Raw genomic sequence first — 16,448 nt, forward strand, 5'->3', positions numbered from 1 at the left:
AAAAGCCCCGTTTGGGGCTTTTTTGTTAAGAGGAATTTGAAATTATTTTATCCAATTGACATTTTTGCAGATTCTTTCCACAAATAATTGGGTAAGGGTTCTTTGAGTTCCCATTTAATGCTCATCGGTTTGGAGCCTTCTGTTTCTCTGAAATTTGCTTCGCCGATAAAAACATAACCAAGCGTATTTCCGTTTTCGTCATTAGCTTTTTCTCGAACAAAAAGAAGTATTTTTTTATTCAATTTACCATGATTTATGTATGATAATCCTTTGCCTGTCTCTGGACCATAAGCATTGTGTGATTGCCAATGAAATAATGTTTCACTAATTGCATAATCATCATACATCGTTGTTGGAGAAAAATTTTCCTCTGATTTAATTAAATTGATAAAGAGAATTTCAGTGTTTAATCTTTTATTTTCAGCGGCTCCTTCTCGGTTTGAAGATTTTTTGTCAAATGTACTAAGTCCAAAAGCGACCAAGATTTGATCTCTTGTGTATCTAGCATGTAACTTTAATGGTTGCTCGTAAGGAAGTTTAATGTCAATTTCTTTAAATCCAATTTTATCAATTAAAATCTCTAATACTTCAATAATTTCATTTACTAGTATTTTATTTTTCCCAATTTGCTTTATACTTTGCTCTAAAGAATCAAAACCACCTGCGCTTTGCCATACATCATAATGTAGCATAAGTAACATGATTTTTTCATTTTCATTAAAATCATTGATGTCAATATTAAAACCACTTTTTGCAATGTTCAAAATGAAATTGAAATAACTGGTGGAATTTGTAGACAACCATTTTTTTCCGATAGCTGAATAAATTTGTTTTTCATTTTTTGATTCAAAATCATCTATTACACCTGCTTTTTGACATAATCTTGACCAACTATCTTTTTTATAAATTGTTTCAATTGATAAATGATTTAAACTAATAAAATTTTCTAAAGATAATGGTAAAGTCGTTTGATGTTGAAAATTTCTAATCTTTGCAATGAGTTGATTTACATTTAAGGACGTTGCTTTCTTGATATTTTCAAGAATAGTTTCTTTTGCTTTCTTTTCTAAAATAACAGAACAACCCAATGGTAAATGTGGAAAATCATCTTCTATTTCTTTTTGAACCGAAGTTGTTGTTTTCCCAATTAACGCTCTAAACTTACTTTCAAAATCATATTCTGGTCTTGAATTCCCAACAAAATCTAAAACGGTTAAACAATCTTTTCCTTCTGCTAAACGTAAACCACGTCCCAATTGTTGAAGAAAAACTGTCAAACTTTCTGTTGGTCTTAAAAACAAAACTGTATCAATTTCGGGAATATCGACGCCTTCATTAAAAATATCAACGACAAACAAATAATTGAATTCTTTTTTCTTGAATTGTGCTCTAATTCTATCTCTGTCACTTGAATTTTTGCGGGTCAAACATTCTGCTTTTAAACCTGCTAAATTGAACTTTTCGGTCATAAATATTGCATGTTCGACTGTAACACAAAATCCAATCGCTCGCACATCGTTTATGTCATTGGTGTACTTCTCAAGATTTGAAATTACTTGACCAACACGCACATCATTTTTTGTATACAAACTCGTCAATTCACTTGCAACGTACTTTCCTTTTTCCCATTTAACATTTGTTAAGTCAATACTATCTGTAATTCCAAAATATTGGAACGGACTTAATAATTTCTTATTTAAAGCTTCGGGAAGTCTAATTTCAGCAGCAATACGATTACAGAAATCTTCTAAAATATCTTCACCATCCATTCTCTCTGGAGTCGCTGTTAACCCTAAAAGAACTTTAGGTTTAAAGTAATTTATTATAGGTCTATAAGTTGATGCAGATATATGATGTACTTCATCTACAATAATAAAATCGTAATATTCCGGTGAAAGTTTAATTTCTTTAAGTCGATTATTTAAAGTTTGAACCGAAGCAAAAACATATTCATTTGAATTTGGTTCTATTCCATCAACCCATAAATCGCCGAAATTATTGTCTTTTAAAATCCCTTGAAAAGTTGCTTTTGCTTGTTGCAAAATTTCTTTTCTATGAGCCACAAAAAGTAACTTTGATGATTGATTATTATTTCTAAAATTTTTATAATCAAAAGCAGAAATAACTGTTTTTCCAGTTCCTGTTGCGGCAACTAAAAGATTTCTAAATCTATTGTGAACTGATCTTTCAACTTCTAATTTTTCTAGTATTTCACTTTGATAATGAAACGGTTTTAAATCAAAATAAGATGTTATAAAAGTATATTCTTTAGAAAATTTCCCTTGTTTTAAAGCTTCAACTAACTTTACAGAATGAATATTTTTATCATATAATTCAAACTCAGAATTTTGCCAATATGCTTCGAATGTTTTCTTGAATTTATCAATAATATGACCAACTTCTTTGGTTGTTATTTTTAAATTCCATTCTAATCCATCTGTTAATGCAGAACGAGAAAAATTTGAAGAGCCAATATATCCTGTGTGGAAACCTGTTTTTCTTTGAAATAAATAGGCTTTTGCATGTAACCTTTCATTTCCTGTATTATAAGAAACTTTGACTTCAGTGTTTTTTAATGACGATAAAAACTCAACTGCTTTCGCATCAGTTGCACCAATATATGTAGTTGTAATTATTCTTAGTTTTCCGCCTCTATTTGTAAATTCTTTTAATTCACGTTCTAAAATTCTAATTCCTTTCCATTTGATAAAAGAAACCAACAAATCAATTTCATCCGATGATAAAATTTCTTTTCTTAATTCACTTTCTAAAGTTGTTCCTGAATTTCCACCTGTAAAAAGTTCACTGTGAATTAATCTTGTGTAGGGTGTGATTTCTTTTAAATGTAAATCCAAATCTGTAAAATGACTGTCAACTTTAGTGAAAACTGCTTTTAATATTTTTCCTTCAGTTTCAATTAAGTCATCTTCAAATTCTTCCTTTTTCAATTCTTCTCTCAAAAAAAGAATAATCTTATTAGCAATTTCAATTTGAGTTTCAAGAATATCTTCGCCTTTAATCAAGTTAAAAGCTTGTTTTATTGTTCTACCAATATGCTGCGATAATAATTGTGCTGCTTCTGCTTTGTCAATTGAGGTTTTTTTAACTTGAAAAGTATCTTTATCTAGTTCGTTTAATTTATAGTTGATTAGTTTGGTTACTAATTCTTCGTACAATCCTTGGTTCATAATTCAAGTTTTAAAAATTCTTCAACGATCGGTAAATCTGCTTCTGCCCAATCTAAATTCAGTAGTTCTGATTTTTCTAATAGTTTATAATCTTTATGTTCGGATAAAATGATTTCTCCAGAAACATAATTGGCTATAAAAGGAATTAAATTGATTTTAAAACTTCCGTAATCATAAACACTATTTGATAATTGTTTTACGACTTCTATTTCAATATTAATTTCTTCTAATATTTCTCTTTTTATGCAATCTGCTTCACTTTCATTTTCTTCTAATTTACCACCCGGAAACTCCCATTTTAATGGTAGTTTCATTTTTTCGCTTCTTTGAGTAACAAGTATTTTATTTCCCAAAAATATCAATGCGCAAGTCACGTCTATGATGCTATTTTCTTTCATTTGATAATATTACAAAATCCAATCTTTAAAACTATACGGAAAACCAGAAATTAGGAAATTTAACATAAAAAAAGTGGAAACGTTCATTTCCACTTTCTTATCATTTTGCAATGCGCTTATTTCTTTTTGAGCTCTTGTTTAAAAAAAGCAATGGTGCGTTCCCAGGATAGGGTAGCGGCTTTTTCGTCGTAACGCGGTGTGGTGTTGTTGTGGAAACCATGGTTCACGCCTTCGTAAAAATGTGCTGTGTGCGGTACCTTGTTTTTTTGTAAAATAGCTTCGTAGGCAGACCAACCCTCGTTAACACGCGTGTCTAAGCTAGCGTATTGGGCGAGAATCGGAGTTTTAATTAGTTCTGCTTCGGCAGCGGTTGGTTGACCTCCGTAATATGGCACGGCAGCTTGCAAAGTTGGAATTTTTACCGCCATCATATTGGCAATCCAACCTCCAAAACAAAAACCAACAACGCCTATGTGTCCGTTACAGTCCTTATGGTTTTTTAGGTAGTTGTAGGCTGCAATAAAATCTTCGAGCATTTCATCGCGAGTACGTTTTTTTTGTAGTTCGCGACCCGCATCATCGTTTCCGGGATAACCGCCTAATGGCGACAAGGCATCTGGAGCCAAGGTGATAAAACCATCTAGCGCAGCTCGGCGGCCCACATCTTCAATATAAGGGTTGAGGCCACGATTTTCGTGAACGACAATAATTCCCGGAAGTTTCTTTTTACTAGCCACAGGTTGCGATAATAAACCTTTGATAGCGCCACCACCTTTGGGCGAATCGTAGGTGATAAAACCCGTTTTCAGTCGTGGATCGTTGGGTGAAACTAGTAAAGTGTCAACATAATTGGGTGACATAAAACTCAGTAACGAGGGTAGGGTTAAGGTTCCCACGGCAAATAGGGATAGTTTTTCAACAAAGGCACGACGGTCAATTTTATTGTGTGCGTAATCGTCATAAAGGTCAAAAACTTCTTGGCTGATGTCTTCTTTGGTTATTTTGGTCATGTTTTTTTGAATTAGTTGGTACTAAGATAAGTAATAGTTTTGAGACTTCTTTACTGTTGCGCTTTACTATTTTTTTTGCCCTTATTTTGTCATGCTGAGGTACGAAGCATCTCCTTTCGGTGAGTAATTTGTTTGAATTCCTCCTTCGTCGTAATGACAAATTTGGGTATCGAGAGTTCGTCAGTTCGAGTGCTTTGTTTGCAATGCAATGGAAAACAAAGTGTATCGAGAACCTTGTGAAACCAAACAATCATCTTCCTCGAATTAATAGTGCTACGTTACCATAATAGTTTTATTTTTGAATTTTAAATCCAAGCACAGCTTAGGCAATAACGGTGGGTGGAATAGAACGTAAAAATAGTATGAACACAGCAGGGAAATCACAAGAAAATACAGGTTTTGGAACCAATGCCAGCAATTACGGCGGCCGATTCATCAATAAAGACGGCAGCGCCAATGTAGAAAAACGAGGGATGTTTTTACTGCGTCGTATTAGTTGGTACCACACCATGATTGCCATGCCGCAGTGGCGATTTTTATTGACACTTTTGCTGTTTTACATGGGAATGAATTTCATTTTTGCACTTTTGTATTTTTCTATTGGTATCGAACATTTAAACGGTATCGATCCTTCGGGTACCGAATTGGGTAAGTTTGGGCAGGCTTACTTTTTTAGTGCGCAAACTTTTACAACTGTGGGCTATGGGCACATCAGTCCCGTTGGTTTTTTGGCTAGCGCGCTTTCTGCCGCCGAGGCCTTAATTGGATTACTCAGTTTTGCCATTGCAACCGGATTGTTTTTTGGGCGTTTTAGCAAACCCACTGCTTTTATCAAATTTTCAGACAATGCCCTGATTGGGCCTTACCGCGAGGTAACGGCTTTGATGCTGCGATTGACTCCTTTTAAAAATACCGACTTGACCGATGCTTTCGCAAGAATTACGATGCGCAGGAGTGATAATGAAAATGGTGCCATGACCAATCGCTTTTTTGCTTTAGATTTAGAACTCGATCGCATTAATGTACTTAGTTTGAGTTGGACACTTGTACACCCTATAACTCCTGAAAGCCCGTTGTATAGTCTTTCAGCTGAAGATTTCACTTCTATCAACGGAGAGTTTATTGTGCACCTGACTGCTTTTGACGATATGTTCAGTAATACAGTGGCTACACGAACGTCTTATACTTTTGATGAAGTAGTTTATGGCGCTAAATTCGATTCGATGTACACCCGAAATGAATCGAACTCCAAGACAATCTTACACTTAGATTTGTTAAACAGTTATCAAAAAGTCGATTTTAAAGAAAAATAGCGTTTTTACAACGGTTTAGGTCGTTTTATATCTAAATTTATTTTACATTTGTTCAATAAATTTTCAGAAACGATGAACAATGTAAAAAATGTATTCAGTATCAAGGATCTTGAAAACCTTTCAGGAATCAAAGCGCATACGATACGAATTTGGGAAAAACGCTATGATATTCTGCAGCCCATGCGTACCGATACTAACATTCGTTTGTATGATTTGCCGAGTTTGCAAAAGCTTTTAAATATCACGTTACTACACGATTACGGTTATAAAATATCTAAAATCGCGACCTATCCACAGGAGAAAATCCCGTCTTTGGTTCGTGAAATTATATCAAATAAAACAGCCAAAAGTCACGCCATAAGTGAGTTTAAAATGGCAATGATGAACTTTGATCAAGAACTTTTTTTTAATACCTATAATTGGCTTATCGCCGAGAAGTCGTTTAAAGAAATTTTCCATCAAGTATTCATTCCATTAATGAACGAGTTGGGATTGTTATGGCAATCAGATACCATTACTCCAGCACACGAGCATTTTATCAGTTATTTGATCAAACAAAAATTGCTCATTAACACTGAAAAATTACAAATTTTAAAACAAACCAAGACCGATAAAGTTTTTGTACTTTCATTACCAATGAATGAAATTCATGAATTGGGATTGATGTATTTAAATTACGAAGTACTTTTACACGGTTATAAAACCATCTATCTTGGCGAAAGTATGCCGATAGAAAACCTAAGAGATCTTAAAAAACATTTTGATTCGATCGTATATGTTTCTTACATGACGGTTCAACCTGAAAAAGGGATCCTAGACGAATACGTACAGCAAATGTCGGATCAACTATTAGATGATACAACTGAGCTATGGCTTATTGGTCGAATGGTCGAACACATCGATAGAGAAAAGCTAGCCGAGCGCATAAACATTTTTAATTCTATCACGGAATTAGTCGATTGGATTTAAAAATAATTGTTTAAAGATTTTGTATATTTGCTAAACAAATGAAGGAAGTAAAAAAAATTACCATTATAGGATCGGGTTTCTCTGCTTTAGCGGCTTCGGCTTATTTAGCTAAGAGCGGTCACCAAGTTACCGTTTATGAAAAAAACAGCGCTGTTGGCGGTCGCGCACGTCGCTTAGTACGCGAAGGTTTTACCTTTGATATGGGACCAAGTTGGTACTGGATGCCTGATGTTTTTGAACGCTTTTTTGCTGATTTTGGCAAAAAAACAACCGATTATTATGAGTTAGTAAAACTATCGCCTGCCTACCGCGTGTATTACGGTATTGATGATTTTATAGCCATTGCAGACAACCTTCCGGAAATTGTTGCGGCTTTTGAGGCCATCGAAAAAGGAAGTGGCGCTAAGTTGCAAGCTTTTATGGATCACGCCAAAAGCAATTATGATATTGCCATCAAGGATTTGGTTTATCGTCCAGGTGTTTCGCCACTTGAATTAATTACTGTTGAAACAGCATTAAAAGTAGGAGAGTTTTTCTCTAACATTAGCAAAGATGTTCGCAAGAAATTCAAGAACGAACGTTTGATTCAAATTTTAGAATTTCCTGTTTTATTCCTTGGAGCAAAACCTTCGGACACGCCTTCTTTTTACAGTTTTATGAACTACGCCGATTTTGGTCTTGGAACTTGGCACCCAAAAACAGGTATGCACGATGTAGTGCGCGCCATGGAAAACTTGGCAACTGAACTAGGTGTTCAATTTGTAACCAATGCAAATATTGAAAAAATTATTGTCGAAAATAAAACGGCGGTTGCCATTCAAGTAAACGGAAAGATAGTTGCTTCTGATTTGATTTTGAGCGGTGCCGATTACCATCATACCGAAACTTTACTCGATCAAAAGCACCGCGCTTATTCTGAGAAATATTGGGACTCACGCGTTTTTGCGCCTTCGTCCTTGTTGTTTTATGTTGGTTTTGATAAAAAGTTAGATAACATTTCGCATCATGCTTTGTTTTTTGATGTTGATTTTTACCAACACGCGAAAGACATTTATGATGAGCCACAGTGGCCAAAAGAACCGCTTTTCTATGCCAACTTTCCATCGGTTACTGATGCAACTGCAGCTCCTGAAGGAATGGAATCTGGGTTTTTCCTTGTACCATTAGCGCCTGGAATCAATGATACCGAGGCATTGCGTGAAGAGTACTTCGAAAAAATTATCAGCCGTTTCGAAACTTTAACACAGCAAAGTGTCAAAAATAATATTATATTTAAAGAATCTTTTTGTAAAAATGATTTTGTGTCCGAGTACAACTCGTACAAGGGGAACGCTTACGGTATGGCCAATACCTTATTGCAAACCGCATTTTTAAGACCAAAACTAAAGAGCAAAAAAGTAAAGAATTTATATTTCACAGGACAATTAACCGTTCCTGGACCTGGAGTACCGCCTGCACTGATTTCTGGAAAATTAGTGTCGGAATTAATTAATAAGCAATTTTCAGAACAATAATATGAAGCAATTATTTGACGATGTCTCTTTTAAATGCAGTAAGTTAGTTACTAAAAATTACAGTACATCTTTCTCACTCGCGGTGTATATGTTATCGCCAACTATTCGCGAGGCAATTTACAGTATTTACGGTTTTGTGCGTTTTGCTGACGAAATTGTCGACACTTTTCACGGTTTCGACAAAGAAACTTTAATCACCGAATTTGAAGACGAGTATTACAAAGCCTACGATCGTGGTATTAGTTTAAACCCTATTTTGAATTCGTTCCAACAAACGGTGAAAGAGTACAATATTGGTGACGATTTAATTCAGGCCTTCTTACGAAGCATGAAATTAGATCTTATAAAATCCGATTATCACAGCAAAGAAGAGTACGATGCTTACATTTATGGCTCGGCCGATGTGGTAGGGCTTATGTGTCTTAAAGTTTTTGTGGCTGGCGATAATGCACGTTACGAGCAACTCAAAGACGAGGCCATGCGTTTGGGATCAGCTTTTCAAAAAGTAAACTTTTTACGCGATTTGAAAGATGATAACTTAGTACTCAACCGCAATTATTTCCCGGGTGTCGACTTGAATTCGTTCGATGAAAAGGCCAAAACAGCCATCATAAACGAAATCGAAGAAGATTTTAGAGTAGCCTACGAAGGTATTGTAAAATTACCTATGGAAGCTAAGTTTGGTGTATACACGGCGTATGTCTACTACCGCAAACTACTCAAAAAATTAGAGAACACACCTTGTCACGAAATAGGAAGCGCCCGTATTCGCGTTTCTAATTACACCAAAGCAGGTCTTTTGGCCAAATCTTTTGTATCGTACAAGCTAAAACTAGTTTAATTCATTCCTTTAATTTTCACTTAAATCTATAATAAAATGATCTTTTTTTTGATTTTTTTGGGTACATTTTTAACCATGGAAGGCATAACTTGGTGTACACACAAATACGTGATGCACGGTTCTATGTGGTATTTCCACGCCGATCATCACCAACCTAAATATGCCAATATCTTTGAGCGTAACGACATCTTTTTTGTCATTTTTGCAGCGCCAAGCATCGCCTTATTTTACTACGGAGTAGAGGGCGGCTTGAATTACAGATTTTTCATCGGCCTTGGTATCATGTTCTACGGCTTATGTTATTTTTTGATCCATGATGTGTTAATTCATCAGCGTTTCAAGTGGTTCAAACACACAAACAACAAGTACTTAATTGGTCTTCGTAAAGCACACAAAGTACACCATAAACACCTCGGTAAAGAGGATGGCGAATGTTTCGGAATGCTTTTCGTACCATTCAAATACTATAAAATATAAAGTTTTTTGGGGCGTGACCCCGCTTTCACTAGCGTTACAGCGGGGTCGGGCAATCCGCTCCCGCTTTTTTTTCGCCCAAAAAAAGGGCTCTAAAAAAGAGCTCCACTGCTGTCCCTCACGCGGACCGTTGCTAAATACCCTAAATAAAATACCATGAAAATATACAAACAAGAAACCGTGCAACACATCAATGCAACGGTAGAGGAATGTTGGGCTTTCTTTTCAAATCCTAAAAATCTTCAAAAAATAACACCTCAAGACATGGGATTCCAAATCACTGATTTTGATCAAAAATCAATGTATCCCGGACAAATTATTCAATATAAAGTCACACCACTTTTTGGGGTAACACTTTCTTGGATGACTTTAATTACTGCAGTAAAAGAAAATAGTTATTTCATCGATGAGCAAAAATTTGGTCCGTACAGTTTTTGGCATCACAAACATTTTTTTGAAGCTACCGCCACCGGAACTAAAATGACTGATGTTGTTCATTACGGATTGCCGCTTGGTTTTATTGGTCGTATCATGAATGCTTTGGTGGTAAAAAACAAATTGAAATCCATATTTGAATACCGCGTACAAAAAGTAGACGAACTTTTTAATTCGAAGTAATGAGCAAAGCAGCTGTTTCTATTTTTTGGTTTCGTCGTGATTTACGCCTTGAAGATAATGTAGGTTTGTACCAGGCCTTACAATCCGATTATCCGGTGCTTCCTATATTTATTTTTGACGAAGCTATTTTGAGTAAACTTCCTAAAAACGATGCTCGATTAGGTTTCATACATGAAAATCTGCAGCAAATGCATGCCCAATTACAGGAGCATTCTAGTGGGTTGCGTGTTTGCCACGGAGCAATTACCAATGTTTGGGAATCGCTTTTGGAAGAGTTTGATGTGAAAGAAGTATTTTATAACAAAGATTACGAACCTTATGCACTGCAACGCGACGCACAAATTACAACTTTGCTGAAAGAGCGTGGAGTAAGCGTTTCTCCATTCAAAGACCAAGTTATTTTTGAAGAAAAAGAAATCGTAAAAGCGGATGGTTTACCTTATACGGTGTACACGCCATTTAAAAACAAATGGTTAGAAAAGTACAAAACATTGGCGCCTGTTCAAGAGTGGGATACGGCCTCACATTTTAGCAAGTTGTACCAACATAAGGGAGAAATTTTGACGCTTTCAGCAATTGGATTTGAACCAAGTCCAATCAAAGTAAAACCGCATAATTTAAAGTTCATAGCTAATTATCACGACACACGTGACTTTCCAGCAATGGACAAAACTTCGTACTTGTCGCCGCATTTGCGATTCGGAACGGTAAGCGTACGCAAATTAATAAATTGGGCCTTTCACAAAAACGATGTCTTCTTAAGTGAGTTAATTTGGCGGGAGTTCTTCATGCAAATTTTATTCAGCTTTCCTAAAGTGGCTAATAAAAATTTTAAGTCGGCGTATGACGGCATTCAATGGCGTAACAATGAAGACGATTTTAAACGCTGGTGCGATGGAAAAACAGGCTATCCTATGGTAGATGCAGGCATGCGTCAGCTTAACGAAACGGGTTACATGCACAACCGTGTTCGTATGGTGGTAGCGAGTTTTTTATGCAAGCACTTGTTGATTGAATGGCAATGGGGAGAAGCCTATTTTGCTCAAAAACTGTTGGATTATGACATGTCAGCCAATGTAGGCAATTGGCAATGGGCAGCAGGCACAGGTTGCGATGCAGCGCCTTATTTCAGAGTTTTTAACCCGGATATCCAGCAGAAGAAATTCGATGAGAAAGGAGCTTACATCCGCACCTGGATTAAAGAATTCAATTTAGGTTACGGAAAACCAATGGTGGAGCACGCCATGGCCCGCGATCGCGCTATTACGACATACAAAGCGGGAATTTTAAAATAGACCAAAATCACTTTTATATCAAAAGACAAAGGCTCGGAATTCATTTCGAGCCTTTTTTGTTACTGATCATTTTTGAAATTAATTGTATTTGAAATTACCGAATTAATTTTTCGAGCATTCCCTTAAAGATGAATCCGTGAAAAGGCAAAACGGAGTACCAATACAATTTGCCCCAAATGCCGCGCGGTCTAAACGTAGCCGATTGGTACAAGGTATTATTGATAATTTTAAACTCGAGCCAAGCTTCACCGGGAAGTTTCATTTCGGCAAACAAAATCAATTTTCCTTCTTGTTTATTAGCGTACAAAACACGCCAAAAATCCAGAGCATCGCCTGCGTGTATGTCATGTCGGTTGGTGCGTCCGCGACGTGAGCCAACACCTCCGTATAGTTTATCAATAAATCCGCGTAAATCCCAGAGCCAGTCGCCATAATACCAGCCCGTTTCGCCACCAATTGACCAAATGCGGCGTATGGTGAAATCACGATCAATAATTTCCATTTTACGTCGATCAATATAGCAATCTTTCTTCGGGACTTTTAAATATGGTGATAGATTACGGTTGAAGCGACCACTTACCAACGAATCTTTCCAACTCGATGCCACTTGATCTTCATCTACTTTTATCAATGCACGTGACAAACCTTGTTGATAGGTCATGGGTTGCACGCCCAATAAATCATTAATTCGATTATCCTGGCACACGACTTCTACTTTCATACTGCTCACTAATGCCGATGCCAAGCGGTACGAAGTTGAGGTTACAAAATACAGCCAATACGATGATAATTTGGGAGTCATCACCGGAACGGTATAAATGTACCGTTTTAGGTTTTTGGCTTTGGCAAATCCCAAAAGCATTTCTTTATAGGTGAGTATATCGGGTCCGCCGATATCAAAACTTTGGTTGTACGTCAACGGATTGCATAGGGATTTGTACATAAAATCTAAAACATCAGGAATTGCAATGGGTTGGCAACGTGTGTTGAGCCATTTTGGAGTAATCATTACAGGTAATTTATTCACCAAATCACGAATGATATCAAAGGAGGCACTGCCGGAGCCGACAATAATTCCGGCGCGTAGGGTAGTGGTTGCAAAATTCGCAGATCTTAAAATTTCTTCAACGCGCAGTCTTGATGATAAATGTTTAGAGAGTGCACTGTCATTTACGATTCCGCTTAAATAAATAACATGTTTTACTTGTGTGGTATTCAAATATTCGACAAAATTGTGTGCAGACAAGCTTTCTAAATCATCAAAATTAGAGGCTGATCCAGACATCGAATGAATGAGGTAATACGCAGCATCAATATCTTTTGGGATGGCAACTAATGAATCTTCATCTAGAAAATCTACTTCAACAACTTGAACTTTATCTTGTAAATCGATTGGGCAGTAAAATCGGTTTTTGTCCCGAACGCAGCAAACTACCTCATGCCCATTATTTACTAACATTGGCAAAAGTCGCTTGCCAATATATCCCGTAGCTCCTGTTAGTAGAATTTTCATAGTGCCTCTGTTTTAAACCAAAAGGCGCAACAATGGCAAAGGTGACAATCTAAAATAGGAGAGTATGACTTTGTATTGTTGCGCCTTCGTGGCAATTATTAATGTTGGATTAACTACATAAAGTTAGCTTAATTTATTCGAAACTAGGCTAATAAATTCTTTTCTTGTTTTGTCTTTTGTAAAAGCACCTGTAAAAGAAGAGGTTGTAGTAACCGAATTTTGTTTTTGAATCCCGCGCATTTGCATACACATGTGCTGTGCCTCAATTACTACGGCTACACCTAGCGGATTTAAAGCATCTTGAATACAGTTTTTAATTTGGTCAGTTAAACGCTCTTGTACTTGCATTCTGCGTGCAAATGCATCTACTACGCGTGGTATTTTACTTAAACCTACAATTTTTCCGTTTGGAATGTAAGCCACGTGCGCTTTTCCAAAAAACGGTAACATGTGGTGCTCGCACATAGAGTACACTTCGATATCTTTTACAACGATCATTTGCTGGTGATCCTCAGTAAACATAGCTGATTTAAGTATTTCTAAAGGATCCAATCCGTACCCGTGAGTCAAATATTGCATGGCTTTAGCCACGCGCTCTGGTGTTTTTTCAAGTCCTTCACGAGTCACATCTTCACCTAAATTGTCAATTATGGTTTTATAGTTGTCCGCTAATGCTGAAGTAATTTCGGTGTCGTATTGTTCGATTTTCTCGTAACTTTTCATTTCTTTGATCATGGGTTTCGGTTTTCTATATATGTAATTTATTGTATTAGATTTTAAAAGAGACAATGCCATAATCCATTTCAAAAATTTGTCCTGAAATAGATTTTGCTTGATCTGATATTAAAAAATGGGCCATATTGGCTACTTCTGTTGGTTTCAAATACCCTTTCATTGGGTGTCTTTCGATCATGTTTTCTTTCATGCGATCGTTGCGCAAAATGCCTGCCGCAAGCGTAGTTTCGGTAATTGTTGGCGCAATAGCATTGATGCGAACTACCGATGCCAATTCAGCACCAAGCGATTTTACTAAACCTTCAATTCCAGCTTTTGCTGTAGCGATACTAGCGTGAAACGGCATTCCGAGTTTTGCTGCTACTGTGCTAAAAAGTACAATAGAAGGATTGGTTCCTTTACGCAAAAGGGGTAAGTATTTTTGAATAGCTTTTACTGCGCCAATCACGTTGATTTCGAAATCGTTTCTGAAATCGTCAATACTCAAACTGCCAATTGGTTTCAAGTTAATTGATCCCGGACAATAAATCAAGGTATCAACAGCTTCCAAATCAGGGAGTGCGTCTTGCAAAACATCTACTGAAAAATGTTTTAAGTTGGGATGCGTGATTTCAGGTGCATTTCTGCTGATGTTGTACACTATATTTGTCTCTAGTTGTTGCAACAAAATGGCGCTTCCAATTCCTTTACTGCCACCAATGATTACGATGTTTTTCATGTGTTTTGTTCAATCAGTTATTAAATATGTTGCTGCTCTTGAGCTTATCGTTTGGAAATCTTATTGTTGTTTATTTGTCTTTGCATACTGCATTTAAAGCGACCTTCTCTAAACTCGCGCAGTTTTTCGTGTTTGGTTTTGCGCCCTTGTACACGCTCACGCCACATTCTGAAACTAGAAGGTTTCATTTCGGTACGCATCAAGTTAATCACTTCTTGTTCCTTAAGTCCAAATTGTCTCAGGATCGCATCAAAAGTAGTACGGTCTTCCCAGGCCATCTCTATGATTCTGTCTTTTTCAAGGTCGGTTAATTCTCTTTTTGTAGTCACGGTCAACGGTTATTATATTCGTAAATGGTTTCTAAAATATGTTAGGCATCTGAATCACCAATATCGGCCATGGTATGCAGGCGCAGGATTCGGTTGCTTTCTTCCTTCACAAGCGGATTTTTTTTCATTTTCCACAAAAAGTCACTTGCAAATTTTCGGGTACGTTCCATATTTACTATGGGTTTTGGATAATGCACACCAACTTCAAAATCATTAAATTTTTGATCCAAATAGGTCATTTTGTTTGGTTCATGTACAAAGTTGGTTGGTAAATTGCGCAATTCAGGTACCCATTTTTTAATAAATTCCCCTTGTGGGTCGTGCGCATAACTGTTTTTAATTGGGTTGTAAATACGCAACATATTAATTCCTGTTTCACCCGCTTGCATTTGCAATTGTGGAAAGTGAATACCAGGTTCAAAATCTAAAAATTTTTGCGACAAATGCTGTGTGGCTTCCTGCCAAGGTTGCCATAAATTATGGGTAAAAAACGATACCAACATGGCACGCATTCTAAAGTTTAAATAACCCGTTTCGTTCAGGCATCGCATACACGCATCAATCAGCGGGAAGCCTGTTTGACCCGTTTTCCAGGCTTCAATATAGTTTTCGTTCACTTTTTTCTGTAAAGAATGAAAGCCTTTGTTCACACTTTCAAATTCCATGATGTCTTCCATTTCAAATTTTTGTATGAAATGGGCTTGCCAGGTCAAACGCGATACAAACGAATCGATTTGTTTTGGATTATTACAAGTCAATCGAAAAGTCGCTGCTTTTTGCAAGACTTGTCTTGAGGATAAATTACCCCACGCAATATACGGCGACAAACGGCTACAGCTTTTGCGAGCCAACGTTGGTTTAGAGATGTGCGCACTGTAATTGTGGTAGCGATCATTTAAAAAACTATTCATGTATTTCCAACCCATAGTTGATCCTCCTTTTTGGAAAATAGCATCCGGTAGGGTTTCTAAATCTTGAACGTCCAAAGAGGTTTCAAGAGCTGCAATTTCCTCTAGATTAAGGTATTTTGATGGTGTAAAATCAAACTGGGATTGTGGTTGATTCATGTAATCTTCCCATTTTTGTACCCAATTGCTACGGTCTTTCAACGCTCTAAAAATGCCGTTATTTATATTTTCTGTCCAAGTGATAAAGTTGTTTTTGCAAAAGCGTTTGAATGCTTTGTCGCGCTCGTATGTAATGCGAAGCCCAGTTTCTTGGTGTGAGAATACGGCATTAATTTTATAGCTTTCTTCAAGGATGTTAAATACGTGAATAACCTCAGATGAAACGGCTAAAATTTTGGTATTGCAAGGGGCTAGCTGTTTATTTAGGTCAACGATTGATTGTTTGATAAAATTCCAATGTCTGCTGCTATAATGTGCGTCTTGCTCTAGCGATTTTTCAAAAACGTACAGCAACAAAGTAGGAATAGCAGTTCTTGTGGCGTTAAAAATCGCCTCGTTATCTTGCAAACGAAGGTCTCTTTTGAGCCATACTACATTAATCTTTGGTTTGTTGGTCGTCATGTTT

The 16,448-nt window shown here is 36.6% G+C and carries 15 protein-coding genes; 7 read left to right on the plus strand and 8 right to left on the minus strand.

The genetic code is table 11. The features are described from left to right. Positions 1–47 precede the first annotated feature (47 nt). From L1S34_RS04595 to L1S34_RS04605, 3 genes are all read right to left on the minus strand, one after another. Positions 48–3,023 carry a DEAD/DEAH box helicase gene (locus L1S34_RS04595; protein WP_236363006.1) on the minus strand — a complete coding sequence of 992 codons (2,976 nt, stop codon included), beginning with the start codon at positions 3,021–3,023 and terminating at the stop codon, positions 48–50. Between the two features lie 161 nt (positions 3,024–3,184). Next, a complete protein-coding gene (locus tag L1S34_RS04600) occupies positions 3,185–3,586 on the minus strand; it encodes a (deoxy)nucleoside triphosphate pyrophosphohydrolase (protein WP_236363007.1) in 402 nt (133 codons plus the stop codon). A gap of 116 nt (positions 3,587–3,702) precedes the next feature. Then, positions 3,703–4,596 carry a dienelactone hydrolase family protein gene (locus tag L1S34_RS04605; RefSeq protein WP_236363008.1) on the minus strand — a complete coding sequence of 298 codons (894 nt, stop codon included), beginning with the start codon at positions 4,594–4,596 and terminating at the stop codon, positions 3,703–3,705. 362 nt (positions 4,597–4,958) lie between these two features. On the opposite strand from L1S34_RS04605, the gene L1S34_RS04610 reads away from it, so the two are divergent. The 7 genes from L1S34_RS04610 (at position 4,959) to L1S34_RS04640 (ending at position 11,620) form a co-directional block, all read left to right on the plus strand. After that, the gene (locus L1S34_RS04610) at positions 4,959–5,909 is read left to right on the plus strand and encodes an ion channel (RefSeq protein ID WP_236363009.1); all 951 of its coding nucleotides are present in this window, start codon (positions 4,959–4,961) and stop codon (positions 5,907–5,909) included. 72 nt (positions 5,910–5,981) lie between these two features. After that, entirely contained in the window at positions 5,982–6,878 is an 897-nt protein-coding gene (locus L1S34_RS04615; protein ID WP_210789297.1) for a MerR family transcriptional regulator, read from the plus strand. 38 nt (positions 6,879–6,916) lie between these two features. Further along, on the plus strand, positions 6,917–8,392 hold the full coding sequence (locus tag L1S34_RS04620; RefSeq protein ID WP_236363010.1) for a phytoene desaturase family protein: 1,476 nt from the start codon (positions 6,917–6,919) through the stop codon (positions 8,390–8,392). Between the two features lies 1 nt (position 8,393). Continuing rightward, positions 8,394–9,233, plus strand: coding sequence for a phytoene/squalene synthase family protein (locus L1S34_RS04625; protein WP_210789295.1), 840 nt, complete (start codon positions 8,394–8,396; stop codon positions 9,231–9,233). A 36-nt stretch (positions 9,234–9,269) separates the two neighbouring features. Beyond that, positions 9,270–9,710, plus strand: coding sequence for a sterol desaturase family protein (locus L1S34_RS04630; protein ID WP_236363011.1), 441 nt, complete (start codon positions 9,270–9,272; stop codon positions 9,708–9,710). 153 nt (positions 9,711–9,863) lie between these two features. After that, entirely contained in the window at positions 9,864–10,325 is a 462-nt protein-coding gene (locus L1S34_RS04635) for an SRPBCC family protein (protein ID WP_166137066.1), read from the plus strand. Continuing rightward, positions 10,325–11,620: a cryptochrome/photolyase family protein gene (locus L1S34_RS04640; protein ID WP_236363012.1), complete on the plus strand. Its 1,296-nt coding sequence runs from the start codon at positions 10,325–10,327 to the stop codon at positions 11,618–11,620. Before L1S34_RS04635 ends, L1S34_RS04640 begins: the two co-directional genes overlap by 1 nt. Positions 11,621–11,714: 94 nt before the next feature. Here the strand turns inward: L1S34_RS04640 and L1S34_RS04645 are convergent, their stop codons facing one another. The 5 genes from L1S34_RS04645 to L1S34_RS04665 all read right to left on the minus strand — a co-directional run bounded on the left by L1S34_RS04645 (position 11,715) and on the right by L1S34_RS04665 (position 16,444). After that, complete coding sequence (locus tag L1S34_RS04645; RefSeq protein WP_236363013.1) at positions 11,715–13,133, minus strand: SDR family oxidoreductase; 1,419 nt, start codon at positions 13,131–13,133, stop codon at positions 11,715–11,717. Positions 13,134–13,256: 123 nt separating this feature from the next. Further along, positions 13,257–13,868 carry a GTP cyclohydrolase I FolE gene (gene folE / locus L1S34_RS04650; RefSeq protein ID WP_225872928.1) on the minus strand — a complete coding sequence of 204 codons (612 nt, stop codon included), beginning with the start codon at positions 13,866–13,868 and terminating at the stop codon, positions 13,257–13,259. 34 nt (positions 13,869–13,902) lie between these two features. Then, positions 13,903–14,586, minus strand: a complete 684-nt coding sequence (locus L1S34_RS04655) for an SDR family NAD(P)-dependent oxidoreductase (RefSeq protein WP_236363014.1) — start codon at positions 14,584–14,586, stop codon at positions 13,903–13,905. Positions 14,587–14,630: 44 nt separating this feature from the next. Beyond that, positions 14,631–14,915: a TIGR03643 family protein gene (locus L1S34_RS04660; RefSeq protein ID WP_210789287.1), complete on the minus strand. Its 285-nt coding sequence runs from the start codon at positions 14,913–14,915 to the stop codon at positions 14,631–14,633. Between the two features lie 41 nt (positions 14,916–14,956). Then, positions 14,957–16,444, minus strand: coding sequence for a cryptochrome/deoxyribodipyrimidine photo-lyase family protein (locus L1S34_RS04665; RefSeq protein ID WP_236363015.1), 1,488 nt, complete (start codon positions 16,442–16,444; stop codon positions 14,957–14,959). Positions 16,445–16,448: the final 4 nt, after the last annotated feature.

The sequence above is a fragment of the Flavobacterium sp. K77 genome, from assembly GCF_021608205.1.
Lineage (GTDB): Bacteria > Bacteroidota > Bacteroidia > Flavobacteriales > Flavobacteriaceae > Flavobacterium > Flavobacterium turcicum.

Excerpts from the sequence above, each read along its gene's own strand:
- L1S34_RS04600 (WP_236363007.1), bottom strand. The coding sequence starts at position 3,586 with ATGAAAGAAAATAGCATCATAGACGTGACTTGCGCATTGATATTTTTG.
- L1S34_RS04605 (WP_236363008.1), bottom strand. The coding sequence starts at position 4,596 with ATGACCAAAATAACCAAAGAAGACATCAGCCAAGAAGTTTTTGACCTT.
- L1S34_RS04610 (WP_236363009.1), top strand. The coding sequence starts at position 4,959 with ATGAACACAGCAGGGAAATCACAAGAAAATACAGGTTTTGGAACCAAT.
- L1S34_RS04615 (WP_210789297.1), top strand. The coding sequence starts at position 5,982 with ATGAACAATGTAAAAAATGTATTCAGTATCAAGGATCTTGAAAACCTT.
- L1S34_RS04620 (WP_236363010.1), top strand. The coding sequence starts at position 6,917 with ATGAAGGAAGTAAAAAAAATTACCATTATAGGATCGGGTTTCTCTGCT.
- L1S34_RS04625 (WP_210789295.1), top strand. The coding sequence starts at position 8,394 with ATGAAGCAATTATTTGACGATGTCTCTTTTAAATGCAGTAAGTTAGTT.
- L1S34_RS04630 (WP_236363011.1), top strand. The coding sequence starts at position 9,270 with ATGATCTTTTTTTTGATTTTTTTGGGTACATTTTTAACCATGGAAGGC.
- L1S34_RS04635 (WP_166137066.1), top strand. The coding sequence starts at position 9,864 with ATGAAAATATACAAACAAGAAACCGTGCAACACATCAATGCAACGGTA.
- L1S34_RS04640 (WP_236363012.1), top strand. The coding sequence starts at position 10,325 with ATGAGCAAAGCAGCTGTTTCTATTTTTTGGTTTCGTCGTGATTTACGC.
- L1S34_RS04645 (WP_236363013.1), bottom strand. The coding sequence starts at position 13,133 with ATGAAAATTCTACTAACAGGAGCTACGGGATATATTGGCAAGCGACTT.
- folE (WP_225872928.1), bottom strand. The coding sequence starts at position 13,868 with ATGATCAAAGAAATGAAAAGTTACGAGAAAATCGAACAATACGACACC.
- L1S34_RS04655 (WP_236363014.1), bottom strand. The coding sequence starts at position 14,586 with ATGAAAAACATCGTAATCATTGGTGGCAGTAAAGGAATTGGAAGCGCC.
- L1S34_RS04665 (WP_236363015.1), bottom strand. The coding sequence starts at position 16,444 with ATGACGACCAACAAACCAAAGATTAATGTAGTATGGCTCAAAAGAGAC.